Origin of the sequence: Actinoplanes palleronii (assembly GCF_016862315.1) — a bacterium.
Classification (GTDB): Bacteria; Actinomycetota; Actinomycetes; order Mycobacteriales; family Micromonosporaceae; genus Actinoplanes; species Actinoplanes palleronii.
This window is the reverse complement of sequence record NZ_BOMS01000026.1, coordinates 171101-187203: the sequence shown is the minus strand read 5'-3', so window position 1 is coordinate 187203 and position 16103 is coordinate 171101. Positions and strand designations below refer to the sequence as shown.

Annotated in this window: 12 protein-coding genes and 1 pseudogene; 6 read left to right on the top strand and 7 right to left on the bottom strand. The window is 71.9% G+C overall.

The genetic code is table 11. The features are described from left to right. Window positions 1-108: 108 nt before the first annotated feature. Both Apa02nite_RS10630 and Apa02nite_RS10625 read right to left on the bottom strand, forming a co-directional pair. Window positions 109-2331, bottom strand: a complete 2223-nt coding sequence (locus tag Apa02nite_RS10630) for a 3-hydroxyacyl-CoA dehydrogenase NAD-binding domain-containing protein (protein ID WP_203824892.1) — start codon at window positions 2329-2331, stop codon at window positions 109-111. Between the two features lie 17 nt (window positions 2332-2348). Continuing rightward, complete coding sequence (locus Apa02nite_RS10625) at window positions 2349-3563, bottom strand: acetyl-CoA C-acetyltransferase (protein ID WP_203824891.1); 1215 nt, start codon at window positions 3561-3563, stop codon at window positions 2349-2351. A gap of 396 nt (window positions 3564-3959) precedes the next feature. Here Apa02nite_RS10625 and Apa02nite_RS10620 point away from each other — a divergent pair, with 396 nt between their 5' ends. The 3 genes from Apa02nite_RS10620 to Apa02nite_RS10610 all read left to right on the top strand — a co-directional run bounded on the left by Apa02nite_RS10620 (window position 3960) and on the right by Apa02nite_RS10610 (window position 7989). Continuing rightward, window positions 3960-5132 carry a TetR/AcrR family transcriptional regulator gene (locus Apa02nite_RS10620; protein WP_239164234.1) on the top strand — a complete coding sequence of 391 codons (1173 nt, stop codon included), beginning with the start codon at window positions 3960-3962 and terminating at the stop codon, window positions 5130-5132. 134 nt (window positions 5133-5266) lie between these two features. After that, window positions 5267-6112, top strand: coding sequence for an oxygenase MpaB family protein (locus tag Apa02nite_RS10615; protein WP_203824889.1), 846 nt, complete (start codon window positions 5267-5269; stop codon window positions 6110-6112). Continuing rightward, window positions 6064-7989 carry an AMP-dependent synthetase/ligase gene (locus Apa02nite_RS10610; RefSeq protein ID WP_203824888.1) on the top strand — a complete coding sequence of 642 codons (1926 nt, stop codon included), beginning with the start codon at window positions 6064-6066 and terminating at the stop codon, window positions 7987-7989. Before Apa02nite_RS10615 ends, Apa02nite_RS10610 begins: the two co-directional genes overlap by 49 nt. An 18-nt stretch (window positions 7990-8007) precedes the next feature. On the opposite strand, the pseudogene Apa02nite_RS52320 reads toward Apa02nite_RS10610, so the two are convergent. Continuing rightward, a pseudogene (locus Apa02nite_RS52320) lies at window positions 8008-8307 on the bottom strand (transcriptional regulator); the annotation flags it as partial. Beyond that, the gene (locus Apa02nite_RS10600; RefSeq protein WP_203824887.1) at window positions 8304-9182 is read right to left on the bottom strand and encodes an oxygenase MpaB family protein; all 879 of its coding nucleotides are present in this window, start codon (window positions 9180-9182) and stop codon (window positions 8304-8306) included. The pseudogene Apa02nite_RS52320 and the gene Apa02nite_RS10600, both read right to left, overlap by 4 nt. Window positions 9183-9244: 62 nt before the next feature. On the opposite strand from Apa02nite_RS10600, the gene Apa02nite_RS10595 reads away from it, so the two are divergent. Continuing rightward, the gene (locus Apa02nite_RS10595) at window positions 9245-9892 is read left to right on the top strand and encodes a GntR family transcriptional regulator (RefSeq protein WP_203824886.1); all 648 of its coding nucleotides are present in this window, start codon (window positions 9245-9247) and stop codon (window positions 9890-9892) included. A gap of 106 nt (window positions 9893-9998) precedes the next feature. Here Apa02nite_RS10595 and Apa02nite_RS10590 read toward each other — a convergent pair whose 3' ends face one another. Continuing rightward, window positions 9999-11399 (bottom strand): aldehyde dehydrogenase family protein, encoded by a 1401-nt coding sequence (locus Apa02nite_RS10590; RefSeq protein ID WP_203824885.1) that lies wholly within the window; start codon window positions 11397-11399, stop codon window positions 9999-10001. Window positions 11400-11486: 87 nt separating this feature from the next. Here Apa02nite_RS10590 and Apa02nite_RS10585 point away from each other — a divergent pair, with 87 nt between their 5' ends. Further along, window positions 11487-12599, top strand: a complete 1113-nt coding sequence (locus Apa02nite_RS10585) for an acyl-CoA dehydrogenase family protein (RefSeq protein WP_203824884.1) — start codon at window positions 11487-11489, stop codon at window positions 12597-12599. A gap of 74 nt (window positions 12600-12673) precedes the next feature. Further along, window positions 12674-14971, top strand: a complete 2298-nt coding sequence (locus Apa02nite_RS10580) for a putative bifunctional diguanylate cyclase/phosphodiesterase (RefSeq protein WP_203824883.1) — start codon at window positions 12674-12676, stop codon at window positions 14969-14971. Here the strand turns inward: Apa02nite_RS10580 and Apa02nite_RS10575 are convergent. Together Apa02nite_RS10575 and Apa02nite_RS10570 are read right to left on the bottom strand one after the other, a co-directional pair. Then, window positions 14959-15330, bottom strand: a complete 372-nt coding sequence (locus Apa02nite_RS10575; protein ID WP_203824882.1) for a GntR family transcriptional regulator — start codon at window positions 15328-15330, stop codon at window positions 14959-14961. The two genes, Apa02nite_RS10580 and Apa02nite_RS10575, sit on opposite strands and share 13 nt — an antisense overlap. Continuing rightward, window positions 15327-16094, bottom strand: coding sequence for a hypothetical protein (locus Apa02nite_RS10570; protein WP_203824881.1), 768 nt, complete (start codon window positions 16092-16094; stop codon window positions 15327-15329). Before Apa02nite_RS10570 ends, Apa02nite_RS10575 begins: the two co-directional genes overlap by 4 nt. Window positions 16095-16103: the final 9 nt, after the last annotated feature.

The window sequence follows — 16103 nt, the reverse complement described above, 5'->3', positions numbered from 1 at the left end:
GAATTTTCAGTAGTCCACACAACCGCTGAGACTTGACGGTGGCTGCTTGCTGTCCACGGACAAACCCACACCGTCACCGCAGATCAGAACGGATCTCCTGCTGGAGTACTAGAGGAACAGTGAGCCCTCGTCGGCTTTCCTGAGCAGCAGCGGCGGTGGGGTGAAGCGCTCGCCGTAGCGGTCGGCCAGCTCGCGGGCGCGGGTCACGAAACCGGTCAGGCCGCCCTGGTACTGGTTGATGTACTGCAGCACGCCACCGGTCCAGCCCGGGTAGCCGATGCCCAGGATCGAGCCGATGTTCGCCTCGGCGACTGTGGTGAGCACGCCCTCGTCCAGGCATTTCACCGACTCGAGCGCCTCGATGAAGAGCATCCGCTCCTGGAGGTCCGCGAACGGCACCGGTGCGGCACCGGACTGGGCGAAAGCCGACAGGCCGGGCCAGAGCCCGATCCGCTTGCCGTCGGCGTACACATAAAAACCCGCACCGGACGAGCGGCCCGGACGCCCGAACTCATCGATCATCCGGTCCAGCACCGGGTCCGCGGGGTGCGGCGTCCAGGTCTGCCCGGACGCCCGGATCGCGGCCGCGGTCTCGTCCCGGATCCGCCGGGGCAGCGTCAGCGTCAGCTCGTCGATCAGCGCCAGCACCGGCGCCGGGTAGCCGGCCTGGCCGCTGGCCTGCTCGATGCTGGCCGGCGGCACCCCTTCGGCGAGCATCGCCAGGCCCTCGCTGGTGAACGTGCCGATCACCCGGCTGGTGAAGAACCCGCGCGCGTCGTTGACCACGATCGGCGTCTTGCGCAGCAGCCGGACCAGCGCGAGCGCCCGGTGCACCGCCGGGTCGCCGGTCTTCGCCCCGCGGATCACCTCGACCAGTGGCATCCGGTCGACCGGGGAGAAGAAGTGCAGGCCGAGGAAGTCGTCCGGGCGGCGCACCCCGTCGGCGAGCTGCGTGATCGGCAGCGTCGAGGTGTTCGAGCAGAGCAGCGCGCCGGGCGCGAGCACGTCCTCGATCTCGGCGAAGACCCGGTGCTTGACCGCAGGGTCCTCGAAAACCGCCTCGATCACGACATCGGCGCCGGCCAGGGCACCGAGATCGGCGGTGGCGGTGATCCGGTCGAGGAGCGCGGACGCTTCCGCGTCGCTGTTGGCTGTCGCGTTGCCGGTGGGTTTCGCGCCGCTGTTCGCATCCGCGCCGTTGGTGGGTTTCGCGTCGCTGTTTGCTTCCGCGCCGCTTTTTCGGTCGCGGGCCGCGGTTTTTTCGACAAGCCTTTCCGAGTACGCCTTGCCGCGCCGGGCCGCCTCCTCGGTGACGTCTTTGAGGACCACCTCGAGGCCGGCGCGGGCGCACACGTACGCGATGGCCGCGCCCATCATCCCGGCGCCGAGCACCGCCACCTTGCGCACCGGCGGGGTCTCGCCGATCTCGCGGGAATCGGCGGCGTTCTTGTCGTAGAAGAACGCCTTGATCATGTTCTTGGTGACCTGGCCGGTGACCAGCTCGACGAAGTACCGGCTCTCGATCGTGAACGCGGTGTCCACGTCGACCTGCGCGCCCTCCACCGCGGCACACAGGATGTTCCGCGGCGCCGGGTACGGCGCGCCCTTGAGCTGCTTGCGCAGGGTGGCCGGGAACGCCGGCAGTTGAGCGGCCGGCAGCCCGCCGGGGATCCGGTAACCCTTGACGTCCCAGGGCTGCGCGGCGTCCGGGTTAGTGAAGATCCATTCGCGGGCCGCCGCGACGAGTGCCGCCGGGGTGTCCACCAGCTGGTCGATCAGTCCCAGTTCGCGGGCGGCGGCCGCGTGGTGCCGGGTGCCCGGCAGCAGCACCCGGGTCAAGGCCGGGACCAACCCCAGCAACCGCACCGTACGGACGACGCCACCGCCGGCCGGCAGCAGCCCGAGCGTGACCTCGGGCAGCCCGACCCGGACCCGCGGATCGTCCAGCGCGATCCGGTGGTGGCAGGCGAGGGCGAGCTCCAGCCCACCGCCGAGCGCCGCCCCGTTGATCGCCGCGACCACCGGCCGGCCCAGCCGTTCCAGGCGCCGGAACTGCGCCTTCACCTCGGTGGCCGAGTCGAAGGCGGCCTGACCCTGGTCGGGTCCGGTGGCGCCGAGCTTGTCCAGGTCACCACCGGCGAACCAGGACTTCTTGGCGGACGTCAGGATCACGCCGGTGATGCTGTCGCGCTCGTTCTCGAGCCGGGTCACCGTCTCGCCCATGCTGCGGATGTACGCCGCGTTCATGGTGTTGGCGCCGCGCGCCGGGTCGTCCAGGGTGAGCAGCACGATCCCGTCGGCGTCCTGCTCCCAGCGGATGGTCTCGGACATCGGATCTCCCGTCGTGGTTAGAGGCGCTCGATCACGGTGGCGATGCCCATGCCGCCGCCGATGCAGAGGGTGGCCAGGCCGTACCGGCCGCCGCGGCGGTCCAGCTCGTCGATCAGGGTGCCGAGGATGATGGCGCCGGTCGCGCCGAGCGGGTGGCCCAGCGCGATCGCGCCGCCGTTCACGTTGACGATCTCCGGGTCGACCTTGAGGTCGTCGATGAAGTGCAACACTGCCGCGGCGAACGCCTCGTTCATCTCGACCAGGTCCAGGTCGTCGACGGTCAGGCCGGCCTTGGCCAGGGCCTTGCGGGCGGCCGGGGCCGGTCCGGTGAGCATGATGGTCGGGTCGGATCCGCTGACCGCCCCGGCCACGATCCGGGCCCGGGGCGTGAGCCCGGCCCGGGCGCCGGCTCGCTCCGAGCCGACCAGGACCAGGGCCGCTCCGTCCACGATGCCGGACGAGTTGCCGGCCGTGTGCACGTGCTCGATCCGCTCGACCCAGTGGTACTTCTGCAGCGCCACCGCGTCGAAGCCGGCCTGGTCACCGATCCGGGCGAACGAGGCGGGCAGCGCACCGAGCCCGTCCAGCGTGGTCTCCGGGCGGACGTGCTCGTCGTGGTCGAGGACGAGCAGGCCGTTGCGGTCGTGCACCGGGATCAGCGAGCGGGCGAACCTCCGGTCACCGGCGGCGGCCGCGGCGCGCTGCTGGGAGCGCAGGGCATAGCCGTCCACGTCGGCGCGGGAGTACCTGTTGATCGTGGCGATCAGGTCGGCGCTGATGCCCTGCGGGACGAAGTCGGTGGCCAGGCTGGTCTCCGGGTCGAGCGCCCAGGCGCCGCCGTCCGAGCCCATCGGCACCCGGGACATCGACTCGACGCCGCCGGCCAGCACCAGGTCCTCCCAGCCGGAGCGGACCTTCTGCGCGGCGGTGTTCACGGCTTCCAGGCCGGAGCCGCAGAAACGGTTGAGTTGCACCCCGGCCACGGTGTCCGGCAGTCCGGCGGCGAGGGCCGCGACTTTCGCCAGATCCGAGCCCTGGTCGCCGAGCGGCGAGACGATGCCGAGCACCACGTCCTCGATGTCCGCCGGGTCCAGGCCCGGCGCGCGCTCGCGCAGGGCCGCGATCAGACCGGTGAGCAGCGAGACCGGCTTCACCCCGTGCAGCGCCCCGGTCGGTTTGCCGCGTCCGCGTGGGGTGCGGACGGCGTCGTACACGTACGCCTCGGTGGCCATTCCGGGGCCTCCCCATCGTCGTTGTCAGATGCGAATCAGGATTAACTTATTCATCTGTTTGCGCTTCCTGTCAAGGATCTGCGAGTCCACATGAGGCGAAATCGCGAGTACGCTGGCGGGGTGTTGAGCAACGCGGCGGCGGACCCGCCGGTCAAGCCCGGGCGGGCGGCAGGCCCGCCCGCCAGCCGGTCCCGGGCGGACGCCCGGCCGGCCTCATCCGGCCCCGGCCTCGCGGCCGGCCCGGCCGTTCGCTCCGGTCCTGGCGTGGCAACCGGCCCGGCTCTTCGCTCCGGTCCTGGCGTGGCAACCGGCCCGGCCGTTCGCTCCGGTCCTGGCGTCGCGGCCGGGCCGGCTGCTCGGTCCGGTCGTGCTGCGGCCGGGTCGGCGGTCGGGTCGGTGCGCAGGCGGCCGAAGGATCGGCGGGAGCGGATCGCGCAGGTCGCGGCCGAGCTGTTCTGCGAGCACGGCTACCACGGCGTGAGCCTGGAACAGATCGCCTCGACGGTGGGCATCAGCGGCCCCGCGGTCTACCGGCACTTCCCGAACAAGTACGCGCTCCTGGTCGAGGCTACCCGCGGCCTGCTCGCCGCGGCACTGTCCACCACCGACCTGCCGCCCGGCGCCGAGCCGCGGACGACACTCAAGGCGCTGCTGCTCACGCTGTCCCGGCTCGCCGTGAAGCACCGCCGCAGCGGCGGTCTCTACCAGTGGGAGTGGCGTTATCTGGAGCCGGAACACCGCGCGGAGTTCCGTGCCGACCTGGCCGTGCTCTTCGGCCGGCTGGTCGTGCCGCTGCGGGCCGCCCGCCCGGAGGAGCTGACCGTCCCGGACGCGGAGGCGCTGGCCCGGGCCGCGCTGAGCGTGTTCGGCAGCATCACCACGCATCGCACCCCGATCACCAAGGGCCGGGCCGAGGTGGCGCTGCACCGGATCGCGGTCGCGGTGCTGCGGGACGATCCGCCCACCCCGGTGGCGCCGTCCCCGGCGGGGCCCGGCCTGGAGCGCGGTGCGGTGCGGGTGAGCTCCCGCCGCGAGATCGTCCTGGCCGAGGCGATCCGGCTGTTCCACCAGAACGGGTACCACGCGGTCGGGCTCGACGAGATCGGCCGGGCCGCGGGCATCACCGCGTCCAGTGTGTACCGCTACTTCCCGGGCAAGGGCGAGCTGCTCGCCGCCGCGCTGTACCGGGCCTCCGAGCGGGTCGCCGCGGCCACCGCCGCCGCGCTGGCCGATGCGGCGGACGCGTCGCAGGCCCTGCACATGATGGCTGATTCGTACGTCACGCTGACCTTCGAGCGCAGCGACCTGGTCTCGGTCTACCTCGCGGAGAACAACAACCTGCCCGAGATCGATCGGCACGAGCTGCGCAAGGTGCAGCGGCTGCACGTGGAGGAGTGGGTGCGCCTGCTGACCACGGTCCGCCCCGGCCTGCCGGTGCCGGAGGCGCGGGTCCACGTGCACGCGGCGCTGAACCTCGTGACCGATCTGAGCGGGTGGGTGCGCTTCGACCGTCGTACCGGAATGGATCGGCATCTGGTCCGCCTGATGGTGGCCGTACTGATGGCCTGAAGTTAATCCGGATTCGTGGCCTGCAGCCGGATATCCTGGTTTTAAGTTAATTCAGATTCGCGGATTTCGCCGAAAAGCAGCGCGATGAGCCGGTGGCTCTTCACAGGAAGTTAACCGCGGTTTACTGTGCCGACATGGACGAGGGTCTCTTCGGCGACGCGGCGGTGATTCGGCGGGTTGCCGCCGAGAGCCTGCTTCTCGCCGGTGGCGGCCGTGCCACGCTGCTGCAGATCGCCCATCCGGAGGTCGCCCGGGGCGTCCACGACCACAGTGACTTCGCCGAGCGCCCGCTCGACCGGCTGCGCACCACGATGACCTACGTCTACGGGGTGCTGTTCGGCACCCGGGCCGAGGGTGAGGCGATCAGCCGGGCCGTCGCCGCCGTGCACCGCCGGGTCACCGGCCCCGGCTACCGCGCCGACGACCCCGACCTCCAGGTGTGGGTGAACGCCACCCTGTTCGACACCGCGGTCCTGCTCCACCAGCGGGTCTTCGGCCCGTTACCGGACGCCGAGCTGGACACCTGCTACCAGCAGTACAGCGTGCTGGCCACGTCGATCGGCTGCCCCGCGGACGCCTGGCCGGCCGATCGGGCCGCGTTCCAGCGGTACTGGACCCACATGATCGAGACCGTCCGGGTCGGCGCGCCGGCCCGGGAGATCGCGTCGGCGCTGCTCCGGCCGGCCACCATGCCGGCCGTGCTGCGGCCCGGCATCCCGTTCCACCGGTTCGTCACCGTCGGCCTGCTGCCCGAGCCGATCCGGGCCGGGTACGGCTACACCTGGTCGGCGCGGCAGCAGCGGCGGCTCGACCGCGGCCTGTCCGTCACGTCGGCAGTCTACCCGCGGGTGCCACTCGTCCTGCGGCACGCGCTGAAGGACCACTACCTCAGAGATCTTCGCCAGCGACTGGCTCGAAGGGGGCAACCACGATGGACTCCTCCCTCGCCCAGCGGTGCGCCGACACCGCCCGTGGGCTGACCGTTCCCGCTCTGCTGCACCGCAACGCCACCGAGTACGGCGACCTGCCCGCGCTCGGCACCCTGGGTTCGCCGGACGTGCTGACCTGGCGGGCGCTGCGCGACCAGGTCGCCGTGTTGTCCCGCGGGCTGGCCGACCTCGGCCTCGGCGCCGGCGACCGCATGCTGATCATGATGGGCGCCCGCCCGGAGCACTGGCTGGTCGACCTGGCCGCCACCCACCTCGGCGCCGTGCCGTCCACGGTGTACGCCACTCTTGCGCCGGCCCAGCTCGAGTACGTGGCGCGGCACAGCGGTGCCGAGATCCTGGTGCTGGAGGGGGAGGCGGAGCTGGAGCGGTGGAGCTCGGTGCTGCCGCTGCTGCCCCAGGTCCGGCACGTGGTGCTGGTCGCCCCGGTGGCGTCCGCGGTCTCGTCCGCGTCCTCGGGCGGCCTTCCTCCGGACGGTTTCGCCTCGGCCGGCCTTTCCCCGGCCCGGGCTGCCGGGTCCGGGGATTCGCCGGGTCGTGAGGATCGGCTGGTCAGCCTGCGGCAGGTTGCGGAGCGGGGGGAGGCTGCACACCGGGCCGACCCGGAGGCGTTCGAGAAGACCTGGCGGGAGATCCAGGCCGATCAGCCGGTGACCCTGCTCTACACGTCCGGCACCACCGGCGACCCGAAGGGCGTGGTGCTCACCCACCACAACGTGATCTACCAGTCCGTCGTCCTGGAGGCGACGGTGCCGACGCCGGACCACGCGCCCTCACTGGCCTATCTGCCGCTCGCGCACATCGCGGAGCGGATGCTGGGCATCTACAACGCGGTCTACCGGGCCGGGCACGTCACCATCTGTCCCGACCCCACCCAGCTGCTCGCCGGGCTGGCCGCCGTCCGGCCGGTGTCGTTCTTCGGGGTGCCGCGGATCTGGGAGAAGATGGTCGCCAGCATCCAGGGCCAGCTCGCCGCGGCCGACCCGGCGGTGCGCGCGGCCGTCGAGACCGCGCGGGAGGTGGCACTCCAGGCGTACAAGTTGCGCGGGGCCGAGCAGCCGGTGCCGCCCGAGCTGGCCGTCCGGCTCGACGTCGTGGACACCAGGGTGCTGCGTCCGTTGCGGGCCCGGCTCGGCCTGGACAACGTGCTCTGGCCGGGCAGCGGTGCCGCGCCGATCCCGGTCGAGGTGCTGCTCTATCTGGCCGGGATCGGGATCGACGTGCTCGAGGTCTGGGGGATGACCGAGACCACCGGCACCGCCACCATCAACACGCCTGATCACTTCCGGACCGGCACGGTCGGTCGGGCCAACCCGGGGATGGCGGTGCGGCTCGCCGAGGACGGGGAGATTCTGGTACGCGGCCCGCTGGTCTGCGCCGGGTACCTGCGTGCCGACGGTGGCATCGAACCGGTCACCGACGCCGACGGCTGGCTGGCCACCGGTGACGTCGGCACCCTGGACGCCGACGGGTACCTGACCATCACCGATCGGAAGAAGGAGCTGATCATCAGCTCCGGTGGGAAGAACATCGCGCCGGCGCAGATCGAGAACCTGTTGCGGGCGCATCCGCTGATCGCGCAGGCGGTGGCGATCGGGGACCGGCGGCCGTATGTGACCGCGCTGATCGTCCTGGACGAGGAGTCCGTTCCGCTGTGGGCCGCCCGGCACGGACTCGAGGGCGCGTCGCTCGAGGTCCTGGCCGAGCACCCGGCGCTGATCGCCGAGATCGCCACCGCGGTGGAGGCGGCGAACGGCAGGTTGTCCCGTCCCGAACAGGTGAAGCGGTTCCGGGTCCTGCCGGCCGGGTGGACGCCGGAGAGCGGCGAGCTGACTCCTACGCTGAAGTTGCGCCGCCGGATCGTGCAGGAGCGGTATGCGGAGGCGATCAGCGCCCTCTACGCCGAGTGATCCGTCGTGCTGGGCATAGGCGCGCTTGCCGGCCGGGCTCAGGCTGACCCAGGTCCTCACCCGGCCCAGGCCGGTGGGCTTGGTCATCGTGACGTAGCCGGCGTCCTGCAGGACCTTGAGGTGTTTGCTCAGCACCGAGTCGGCGACGCCGAGCAGTCGCGCAGGATGGTGCCGGCGAACCCGGTGGCGGCGAGCGCCCCCACCGGCCAGTGCAGGTCGGTGCAGGGCCAGGCCGAGCGCCGGGTGATACCACGGGGTGACCAGGCGGCCGGCGACGGCGGTGCGGAGTCGGCGCGCGGGAGGCGAGGTGGGGGTCAACGGGAGGTGGAGGCGTCCGGCGGGGCAGGGGCGCCCAGGTCCGACGGGCGGTAGCCGGCCGGATAGCCCGGATAGGTGCGGTTGCCCGGTGACACGCCCAGGACCGAGGTGCGGCGAGGAGGGAAGAAGCGCAGGGCGAGCGCGCGGGTGCGCAACCCCAGGTCGCCGGCCGCGCCGACCCAGCGTGGGGCGGGCCGGAAGCCGAACGCGCGCAGCATCGGCTCGTCGAGCATGCCGCGGACCGCGAGCCGCACCAACGGGCGCAGGAACGACGGGAACCACGCGGCGAACAGGCCCACCGTGTACTCGCCGATCTTCTGGTTCGTCGGGGAGAACACGAAGTGCTCATTTTCGTACGATCGCTTGAAGTCCGCGAACGCCGAGTAACTTTCCGGAATGTCCCGGATCCCCATCCGCCGTCCGACCTCCCGGTAGTAGTGGAAAGCGGCCAGCCGCTCGTGCTCGTGCGGCGGTCGCCAGCCGTACTTGGTGAGCCAGTCGATCGGGTCGTGGACGAAGGTGGACAACACGTACCGCATGTCGTCGTTGCTGATCGCGAAGCGGCCGTGCGCCCGGTTGACCACCTTGAGCGCCTCCCGGCCGCGCGGCGAGTCGTACCCGTGCGCGGCGATCTCGGCCATCAGCAGCGCGGTGTCGTCGTAGCGCTGCTGCGGCCGCTTCTCGAACTCGCCGGTGGCGGCGAGCAGGCGCGAGATGCTCGGTACGCAGTACGTGCGGAACAGGGCGAACTCCAAGGCGCGGGTGTAGTCCCAGGGGAACTCGCGCCCGGCGGAGAGCTGATAGATCTCCAGGTGGTCGCGTTCCGGGTCGAGGGCGGCGATCCGGTCGCGCAGTGCGTAGCGTCGGCGCGGCATCAGTCGATCATCTCCAGGGCCGGGCGAGCGGAGCGGCTTTTGATATTTGATAGCGTGACCCGATGCGGCCGCAACTGTCCGAAGAGGTGGCCGTCGTGTTGCGCGGCCGGATCATGTCCGGTGAGTTGCGGCCCGGCGCGCGGATCCGGCTGGAAGAGGTCGCCGAGCAGCTCGGTGTCAGCATCACCCCGGTCCGCGAGGCGCTGCTGACCCTGCGCGGCGAGGACATGGTCGAGCTGGAGCCGCGCAAGGGGTACGTCGTCGCCCCGCTGTCCGAGCAGGACGTCGTGGACCTGTTCCGGCTGCAGGGTGACATCGCCGGTGAGCTGGCGGCCCGGGTCGCCGAGCGGATCACGGCCGGCCAGCGGGACGAGCTGGCTCTGGCCGACCGGGCGTTGCAGCGGGCGATCCGGTCGCGGAAGAGCGACGAGATCGAGCAACTGGAGTACGCGTTCCACCGCACCGTCAACCGGATGGCCCAGGCCCGCAAACTGAGCTGGTTCCTGCACGTGGCGACGCGGTACACGCCGGCCCGGTTCTACGCCGCCGACCCCGGCTGGCGCGACGCCGTGCGGGTAGAGCACGAGGCGCTGCTCGCCGCGTTCGCCGCGGGCGACCCGGAGGCCGCCCGCGCCACGATGGCCCGGCACTTCACCGACGGCGCCGACCTCCTCGTCAAACACCTGCGGGGCCAGGGAATCTGGGACTAGACCCGGCGCCGGACGACGCCGGGCCGACACCGCGCCGCAGGCCCTCGGCGATCGCGGCGAGCCGGGACGGGAAAGCGGCCTGGACCGGCCGTTCCACGCCACCGATTCACCGCGCGTGGCGGATTTTGAACAGGCGGACCGCGCGGGACAGCACCGCCGGGTCCCGGTCCAGGGTCATCACCGGCAGCGGCGCGCGGAACCGGCGCCACGCCACCGACTGCGCCCGGCTGAACTCGCGCAGCCCGTCCGCGCCGTGCACCCGCCCGAACCCGGAATCACCCGACCCGCCGAACGGCAGCGCCGGGATCGCCGCGAAACCCAGCACCGAGTTGATCGACGTGGCGCCCGCGCGCAGCCGCCGGGCCAGCCCGAGCGCCTTCCGGCGATCACCGGAGAAGATCGACGCGGCCAGGCCGTAGCGGGAGGCGTTCGCCAGGCGTACGGCCTGGTCCAGGTCGTCGACCGGGTTGACGACCACGGTCGGGCCGAACGTCTCCGCGGTCATCGCCTCGGCGTCCTCCGGCACCCCGGTGAGGACGACCGGGTGCACGTACGGCGGTAGCACCGACCCCTCGCCCCCGACGACGGCTCGCCCACCACGGGCGACGGCGTCGCGCACGTGCCGTCGTACGATCTCGGGCTGTTCCGGGGTGGTCATCCGCCCGTACGGGGAAAGGTCTTGGTCTCCGGGCCGCAGGCCCTCGGCGATCGCGGCGAGCCGGGACAGGAAAGCGGCCTGGACCGGCCGTTCCACGTAGATCCGCTCGACGCCGGCGCAGGTCTGCCCGGCGTTGCCGAACGCGCCGAACGCCGCGGCCTCGGCGGCGGCGTCGAGATCCGCGTCGGCCGCCACGATCATCGCGTCCTTGCCGCCGCCCTCGACGACGAGCGGGGTCAGCGTCCGCGCGCAGGCGGCCATCACGAGGCGGGCGGTGGCCGCCGACCCGGTGAACGCGATCTTGTCGACGCCGGCCGCGCAGAGTGCCGCCCCGGTCTCCCCGGCGCCGGTCACCACCTGCAGCACCGGCGGGCCGCTGACCGTCTCTGACCAGGCCTGCGCCAGCCATGTCCCGGTCGCCGGGGTGTGCTCGCTGGGCTTGAAGACCACCGCGTTGCCGGCCGCGAGCGCATAGGAGATCGTGCCGAGCGGGGTGTAGACCGGATAGTTCCATGGCCCGATCGCGCCGATCACGCCGAGTGGGTGGTACTCCAGCGCGGCGCCGTGGTCCGCGCCCAGCAGGCCGGAGCGGACCCGGCGGCGGCGCAGCACCCGTTCCGCGTTGCGGGCGGCCCAGTCCAGGTGCTCGACCGCGAGCATCACCTCGAGCAGGGCGTCGCCGTGCGGTTTGCCGGTCTCGGCGCGGATCACGTCGGCCAGGTCGTCGCAGTGCGCGGCGAGGTGCCGTTTCCAGCACAGCAGCGCGGAGCGCCGTGCGGTGAATTCGCGGCCGGCCCACCACGCGGCGGCCTCCCGCGCCAGAGTGACGGTGGCTGTCACGTCGGTCATCGGTTCGCCTCCGGTGCTCGCCAGATTTGATATTTGATATGTTACGTTCGCTGTCAATCCCCAGGTGAAAACAGGGAAGTGATAGACATGAGCCTCGACTACCACGACTTCTCCGACGAGCAGCGGGCGTTCGCCTCGGCGGTCACCGACTTCTGCAAGCGCGAGACCGGCACCCGGGAGCAGCGCGGTGAGCACCCGCACAACCCGGCGGTCTACGAGCGGATGGCCGGCCTCGGCTGGCTCGGCGTGACCGATTCCAGCCTGGTCGACACCTGTGTCTTCCTCGAGCACACCGGCTACGGGATGGCGCCCATCGGCGGGTTCGCCACCTCGGCCATCGTGGCCGGGGCGGTCCGCCGGTTCGGGACCGCCCCGCAGCAGGCGACGGTGTGCGGCGGGCTGGCGGCCGGTCGTACCTTTTCGATAGCGATGTCCGAACCGGAGGCCGGCAGCGATGTCGCGGCCCTGGCCTGCCGGGCGGACCCCGGCCCGGACGGCGGGTGGGTGATCAACGGTCAGAAGACCTGGTGTTCGAACGCGCATTTCGCGGACGCGATCCTGCTGGTGGCGCGCACCGCCGGCCGGCCGGGCGACCACGACGGGCTGACCATGCTGCTGGTGCCGGCCGGCACTCCCGGGCTGCGGGTCGCCGGGATCGACACGATGGGCGGCCGCGAGGTCAACGACCTGTGGTTCACCGACTGCCGGGTGCCGGCCGATGCCGTGGTCGGTGTGCCCGGGCAGGGGTGGCGGCAGCTGATGGCCGGGCTGAACCTGGAACGGCTGATCCTGGCCGCGCTGATGCTCGGCACCGCGCGGCGGGCGTTCGACGACGCGCTGGGCTACGCCCGGGAGCGCCGGCAGTTCGGCCGGGCGATCGGCACGTTCCAGGTGCAGCGGCACCGGATCGCCGACCTGGCGACCGAGATCGACTGCTGCGGGCTGCTGGTGTACCGGGTGGCCGCGCTCGCCGACGCCGCGCCCGGCCGGGTGCTGGCCCGGGAGAGCTCGATGGCGAAACTGAAGACCACCGAGGTGGCGAAACAGGTCGCGCTGGCCGGCATGCAGATGATGGGCGGGTACGGCTACGCGACCGAATATGACATGGAGCGGCACGTGCGGGCCACGCTGGTGTCGACGATCTACGGCGGGACCAGTGAGATCCAGCGGGACATCATCGGCCGGTCGTACGGTCTCTGATCTTAAAATTTCAAGAGTCCTCGGATTTCGTCCGTCGCACCCGATCTTCACCACGAGGACCGGGGAGGGTCAACTTGACGACGTTCGGGCGGTTGCGGCGGGATCCTGTCCTGCTCACCCTCCTCGGGATCACCCTGCTCGGGTGGGTCCTGTTCTTCGCGCTGGACGGCCGGCCGGTCGATCAGGTGCGCGCGTACTGGACCGTGCAGGTGCCGCTGGACTTCGCGCTCGCCTACGGCGGGTGGCGGCTGCGGTGGATCGCGCACGCCCGGTACCGCCGGTTCTGGACCATGATCGGATTCGCCGGGGCGTGCTTCACCGCCGGCGACACGTTCCAGGCTCTGCAGTCCATGCTCGCGCCCAGCGTGCCGTCGCTGTCCGGCGGCTCGGTGCAGACGGTGTTCTTCACCGTCGGGATGACCAGCAACGTCATCGCCTGCCTGATCTTCCCGCAGGGGCTGACCACGATCCGGGAGAAGTTCGTCTTCTGGCTGGACGCCACCACGGTGCTGGTCGGCGGGAGCGTGGTGGCCTGGTGCTTCGCGTTCAACCCGGTCTCCGGCAACGAGAGCAGCCGGGTCAACGACAGTGTCACCGCGGCGCTGGTGCTCGTCGCGACGTTCTCGGCGACCAAGGTCGCCCTGGTCCAGGCGCCGCCGATGGCCCGGATCGCCGCCTGGCCGATGGTCAGTGCCGCGATGGTCCAGGGCGTGAGCACGTTCCTGCCCGGCGATTTTCAAACCCTTGATCATCCGTACGTCTACGTCATCCGCCTGGCCCCGTCCCTGCTGATCGCGGTCGGACCGTGGATCCAGCAGGTGATCGTGCGCAGCGGCGGGGCACACCAGAGCGTCAAGCGGCGGCCGTACAGCCTGCTCCCGTACGGGATGATCGCGATCACCTTCGTGGTCTTCTTCATGATGCTGCCGGAGAAGACCAGCTCACAGATGTACGGCGCGACGATCGGCGTCGTCGTGATCACGTTCCTGGTGGCCGGGCGGCAGCTGGTCGCGTTCCACGACAACGCCATGCTGATCTCCCGCCTGGACGTGGCGATGGAGGAGCTGCGGGACCGGGCGTCGTACGACGGGCTGACCCGGCTCGCCAACCGCACCCACTTCGGCGACCTGATGCGCGACAGCCTGATGCGCGACTGCGACGGTGACGGTGCGGTCCTGCTGATCGACCTGGACGACTTCAAGATCACCAACGACACCATGGGTCACGCGGCCGGCGACACGCTGCTGGTCGAGGTGGCGCAGCGGCTGCGGGCGGCGGTACGCACCGACGACGTGGTCTCCCGGCTCGGCGGTGACGAGTTCGCCGTGCTGCTGCCCGGCGCCGGTCCGGAGATCGCCGGCCGGGTGTGCGAGGAGATCCTGCGGCGCCTGGCCGTGCCGATCGTGGTGCGGCAGCACACCATCGTCACCCGGGCCAGCGTCGGCGTCGCGCAGGCCCGCCCCGGCGACGACCCGCAGACCCTGCTCAGCAACGCGGACATCGCGATGTACGAGGCGAAACGCCGCGGCAAGGGCATGTGGGTGGCCTACACCGGCGAGATGGGCGCCCGGATCAGCGCCGAGGCGGTGCTCATCCGGGAGATGACCACGGCCATCGAGGAGAACCAGTTCAGCCTGGTCTACCAGCCGATCGTCCGGCTCTCCGACGAGCGGCTGACCGGGGTCGAGGCGCTGATCCGGTGGAACCACCCGACCCGCGGCATGGTGTCGCCGGTCGAGTTCATCCCGATCGCGGAACGTACCGGCCAGATCGTGGCGATCGGGCGGTGGGCGCTGCAGGAGGCGTGCCGGCAGGCGGCCGAGTGGCGCGCCGAGTTCCCCGGCGTCGATTCGCTGACCGTCGGGGTCAACGTGGCCGGCCGGCAACTGCGGGATGCCCAGCTGGTCGACGACGTGGCCGCGGCGCTGGCGATCAACAAGCTGCCGCCGGCCTGCCTGAGCATCGAGGTCACCGAGACCGCGGTGCTCGACGACGAGGCGTCCAACGAGGCGATGCTGGCGCTGCGCGGCCTCGGCGTGAAGCTGGCGCTCGACGACTTCGGCACCGCGGCGTCGTCGCTCGGGCTGCTGCTGACCTGCCCGGTGACCACGCTGAAGCTGGACCGCTCGTTCGTCGAGTCGATCAACACGGTGGGCCGGCAGTCGGCGGTGGCCACCGCGGTGAGCCAGATGGCCTCGGCGCTGGCGCTGGCGTCGGTGGCCGAGGGGATCGAGACGTCCGAGCAGCGCGACCTGCTGCGGTCGCTCGGCTACCAGTACGGCCAGGGCTATTACTGGTCCCGGCCGGTCCCGCCGGCCCGGATCGTCGAGCTGCGGCTCGCCGACCTGCAACGCTCCTCTCAGCCCGCCTGAAGCATTTTGTGTACGGCGGTGAGCACCTGATCGTCGCTCGCACCCAGGCGGCGCGCGGCCGTGACGTAGGCCGTTGCGAGCTGCTCGACCGGGTGCTGTGCCGGGGCGGGCCGGACCATGTCGGCGACCCGGGTGCCGCCGCCGCGCCGGGACGTGACCAGCCCGGCCAGCTCCAGCTCGCGATAGGCCCGGGCGACGGTGCCGACGGCCAGTCCCAGGTCGGCGGCGAGCTGGCGGACCGGGGGGAGCCGCTCCCGGGCCGGCAGGGCACCCTGCGTGATCAGGTGGGCCAGCTGGGCGCGGATCTGCTCGTACGGCGGGACCGGGCTCGTGGTGTCCACCCGCAGCTGAGCGCTCATCGGGTCCCGGGCCGCACCGCGTACGCGGTGAACACGCAGGCGCTGAACCCGGCCACCGCGGCGACCGCCAGCGCTGCCCACTGCGCCGCCGGGTAGAGCGCGGACGGGCAGTCGACCCGGCCCAGCGCCCCGGCGGCGAACAGCGCCGACCCGGCCAGCGGCGCGGCGACCAGGACACCGCAGGCGGCCAGGATCGCCCGCGCGGAGGTGCGGCGCCCCTCGTCGTCGGCGGCGCGCCCGGCCCCGTCCACCACGGGACGGCCGCGGCCCACCACCGTACGCATGGCGAAGCCCGCCGCACCCAGGCCGAGCAGGACCGCGAGCGCGATCGGCACGCTGTAGAACCGGCCCGGCCACGGTCCGGTGGAGGAGACCAGGTCGCCGCAGGCGGCCGTCAGGCTGCGCCCGGCGCGGCCCATGTCGTCGGTGTCCGCGGCCAGGCCGGTCGCGGTGAAGAAGGCCGCGGCCAGGACCAGCAGCCCGGCCACCCAGCGGGCCATCCGGCGCGGCAGGAACGACCGGGTGGTCCGGACCTCGAGCGACGCGGTGCGGGTGGCGCCGGCCGGGACCCGCGCGGTCAGCTCACCGGCGGTGACGCCGGCCAGCAGGCAGAGCGCGAACGCCGGGGCGGCCAGCGCCAGGCCGCGGCCGAGCCAGCTCGCCGGGGCGCCGGCCAGCAGCACCGCGGCCGCGAGGCCGGCGCCGAGACCGGCCAGCCGCCAGAGCAGCGCCCGGCGGCTGGCGTCGTTATTTGTATCAAGCACGTGATACAA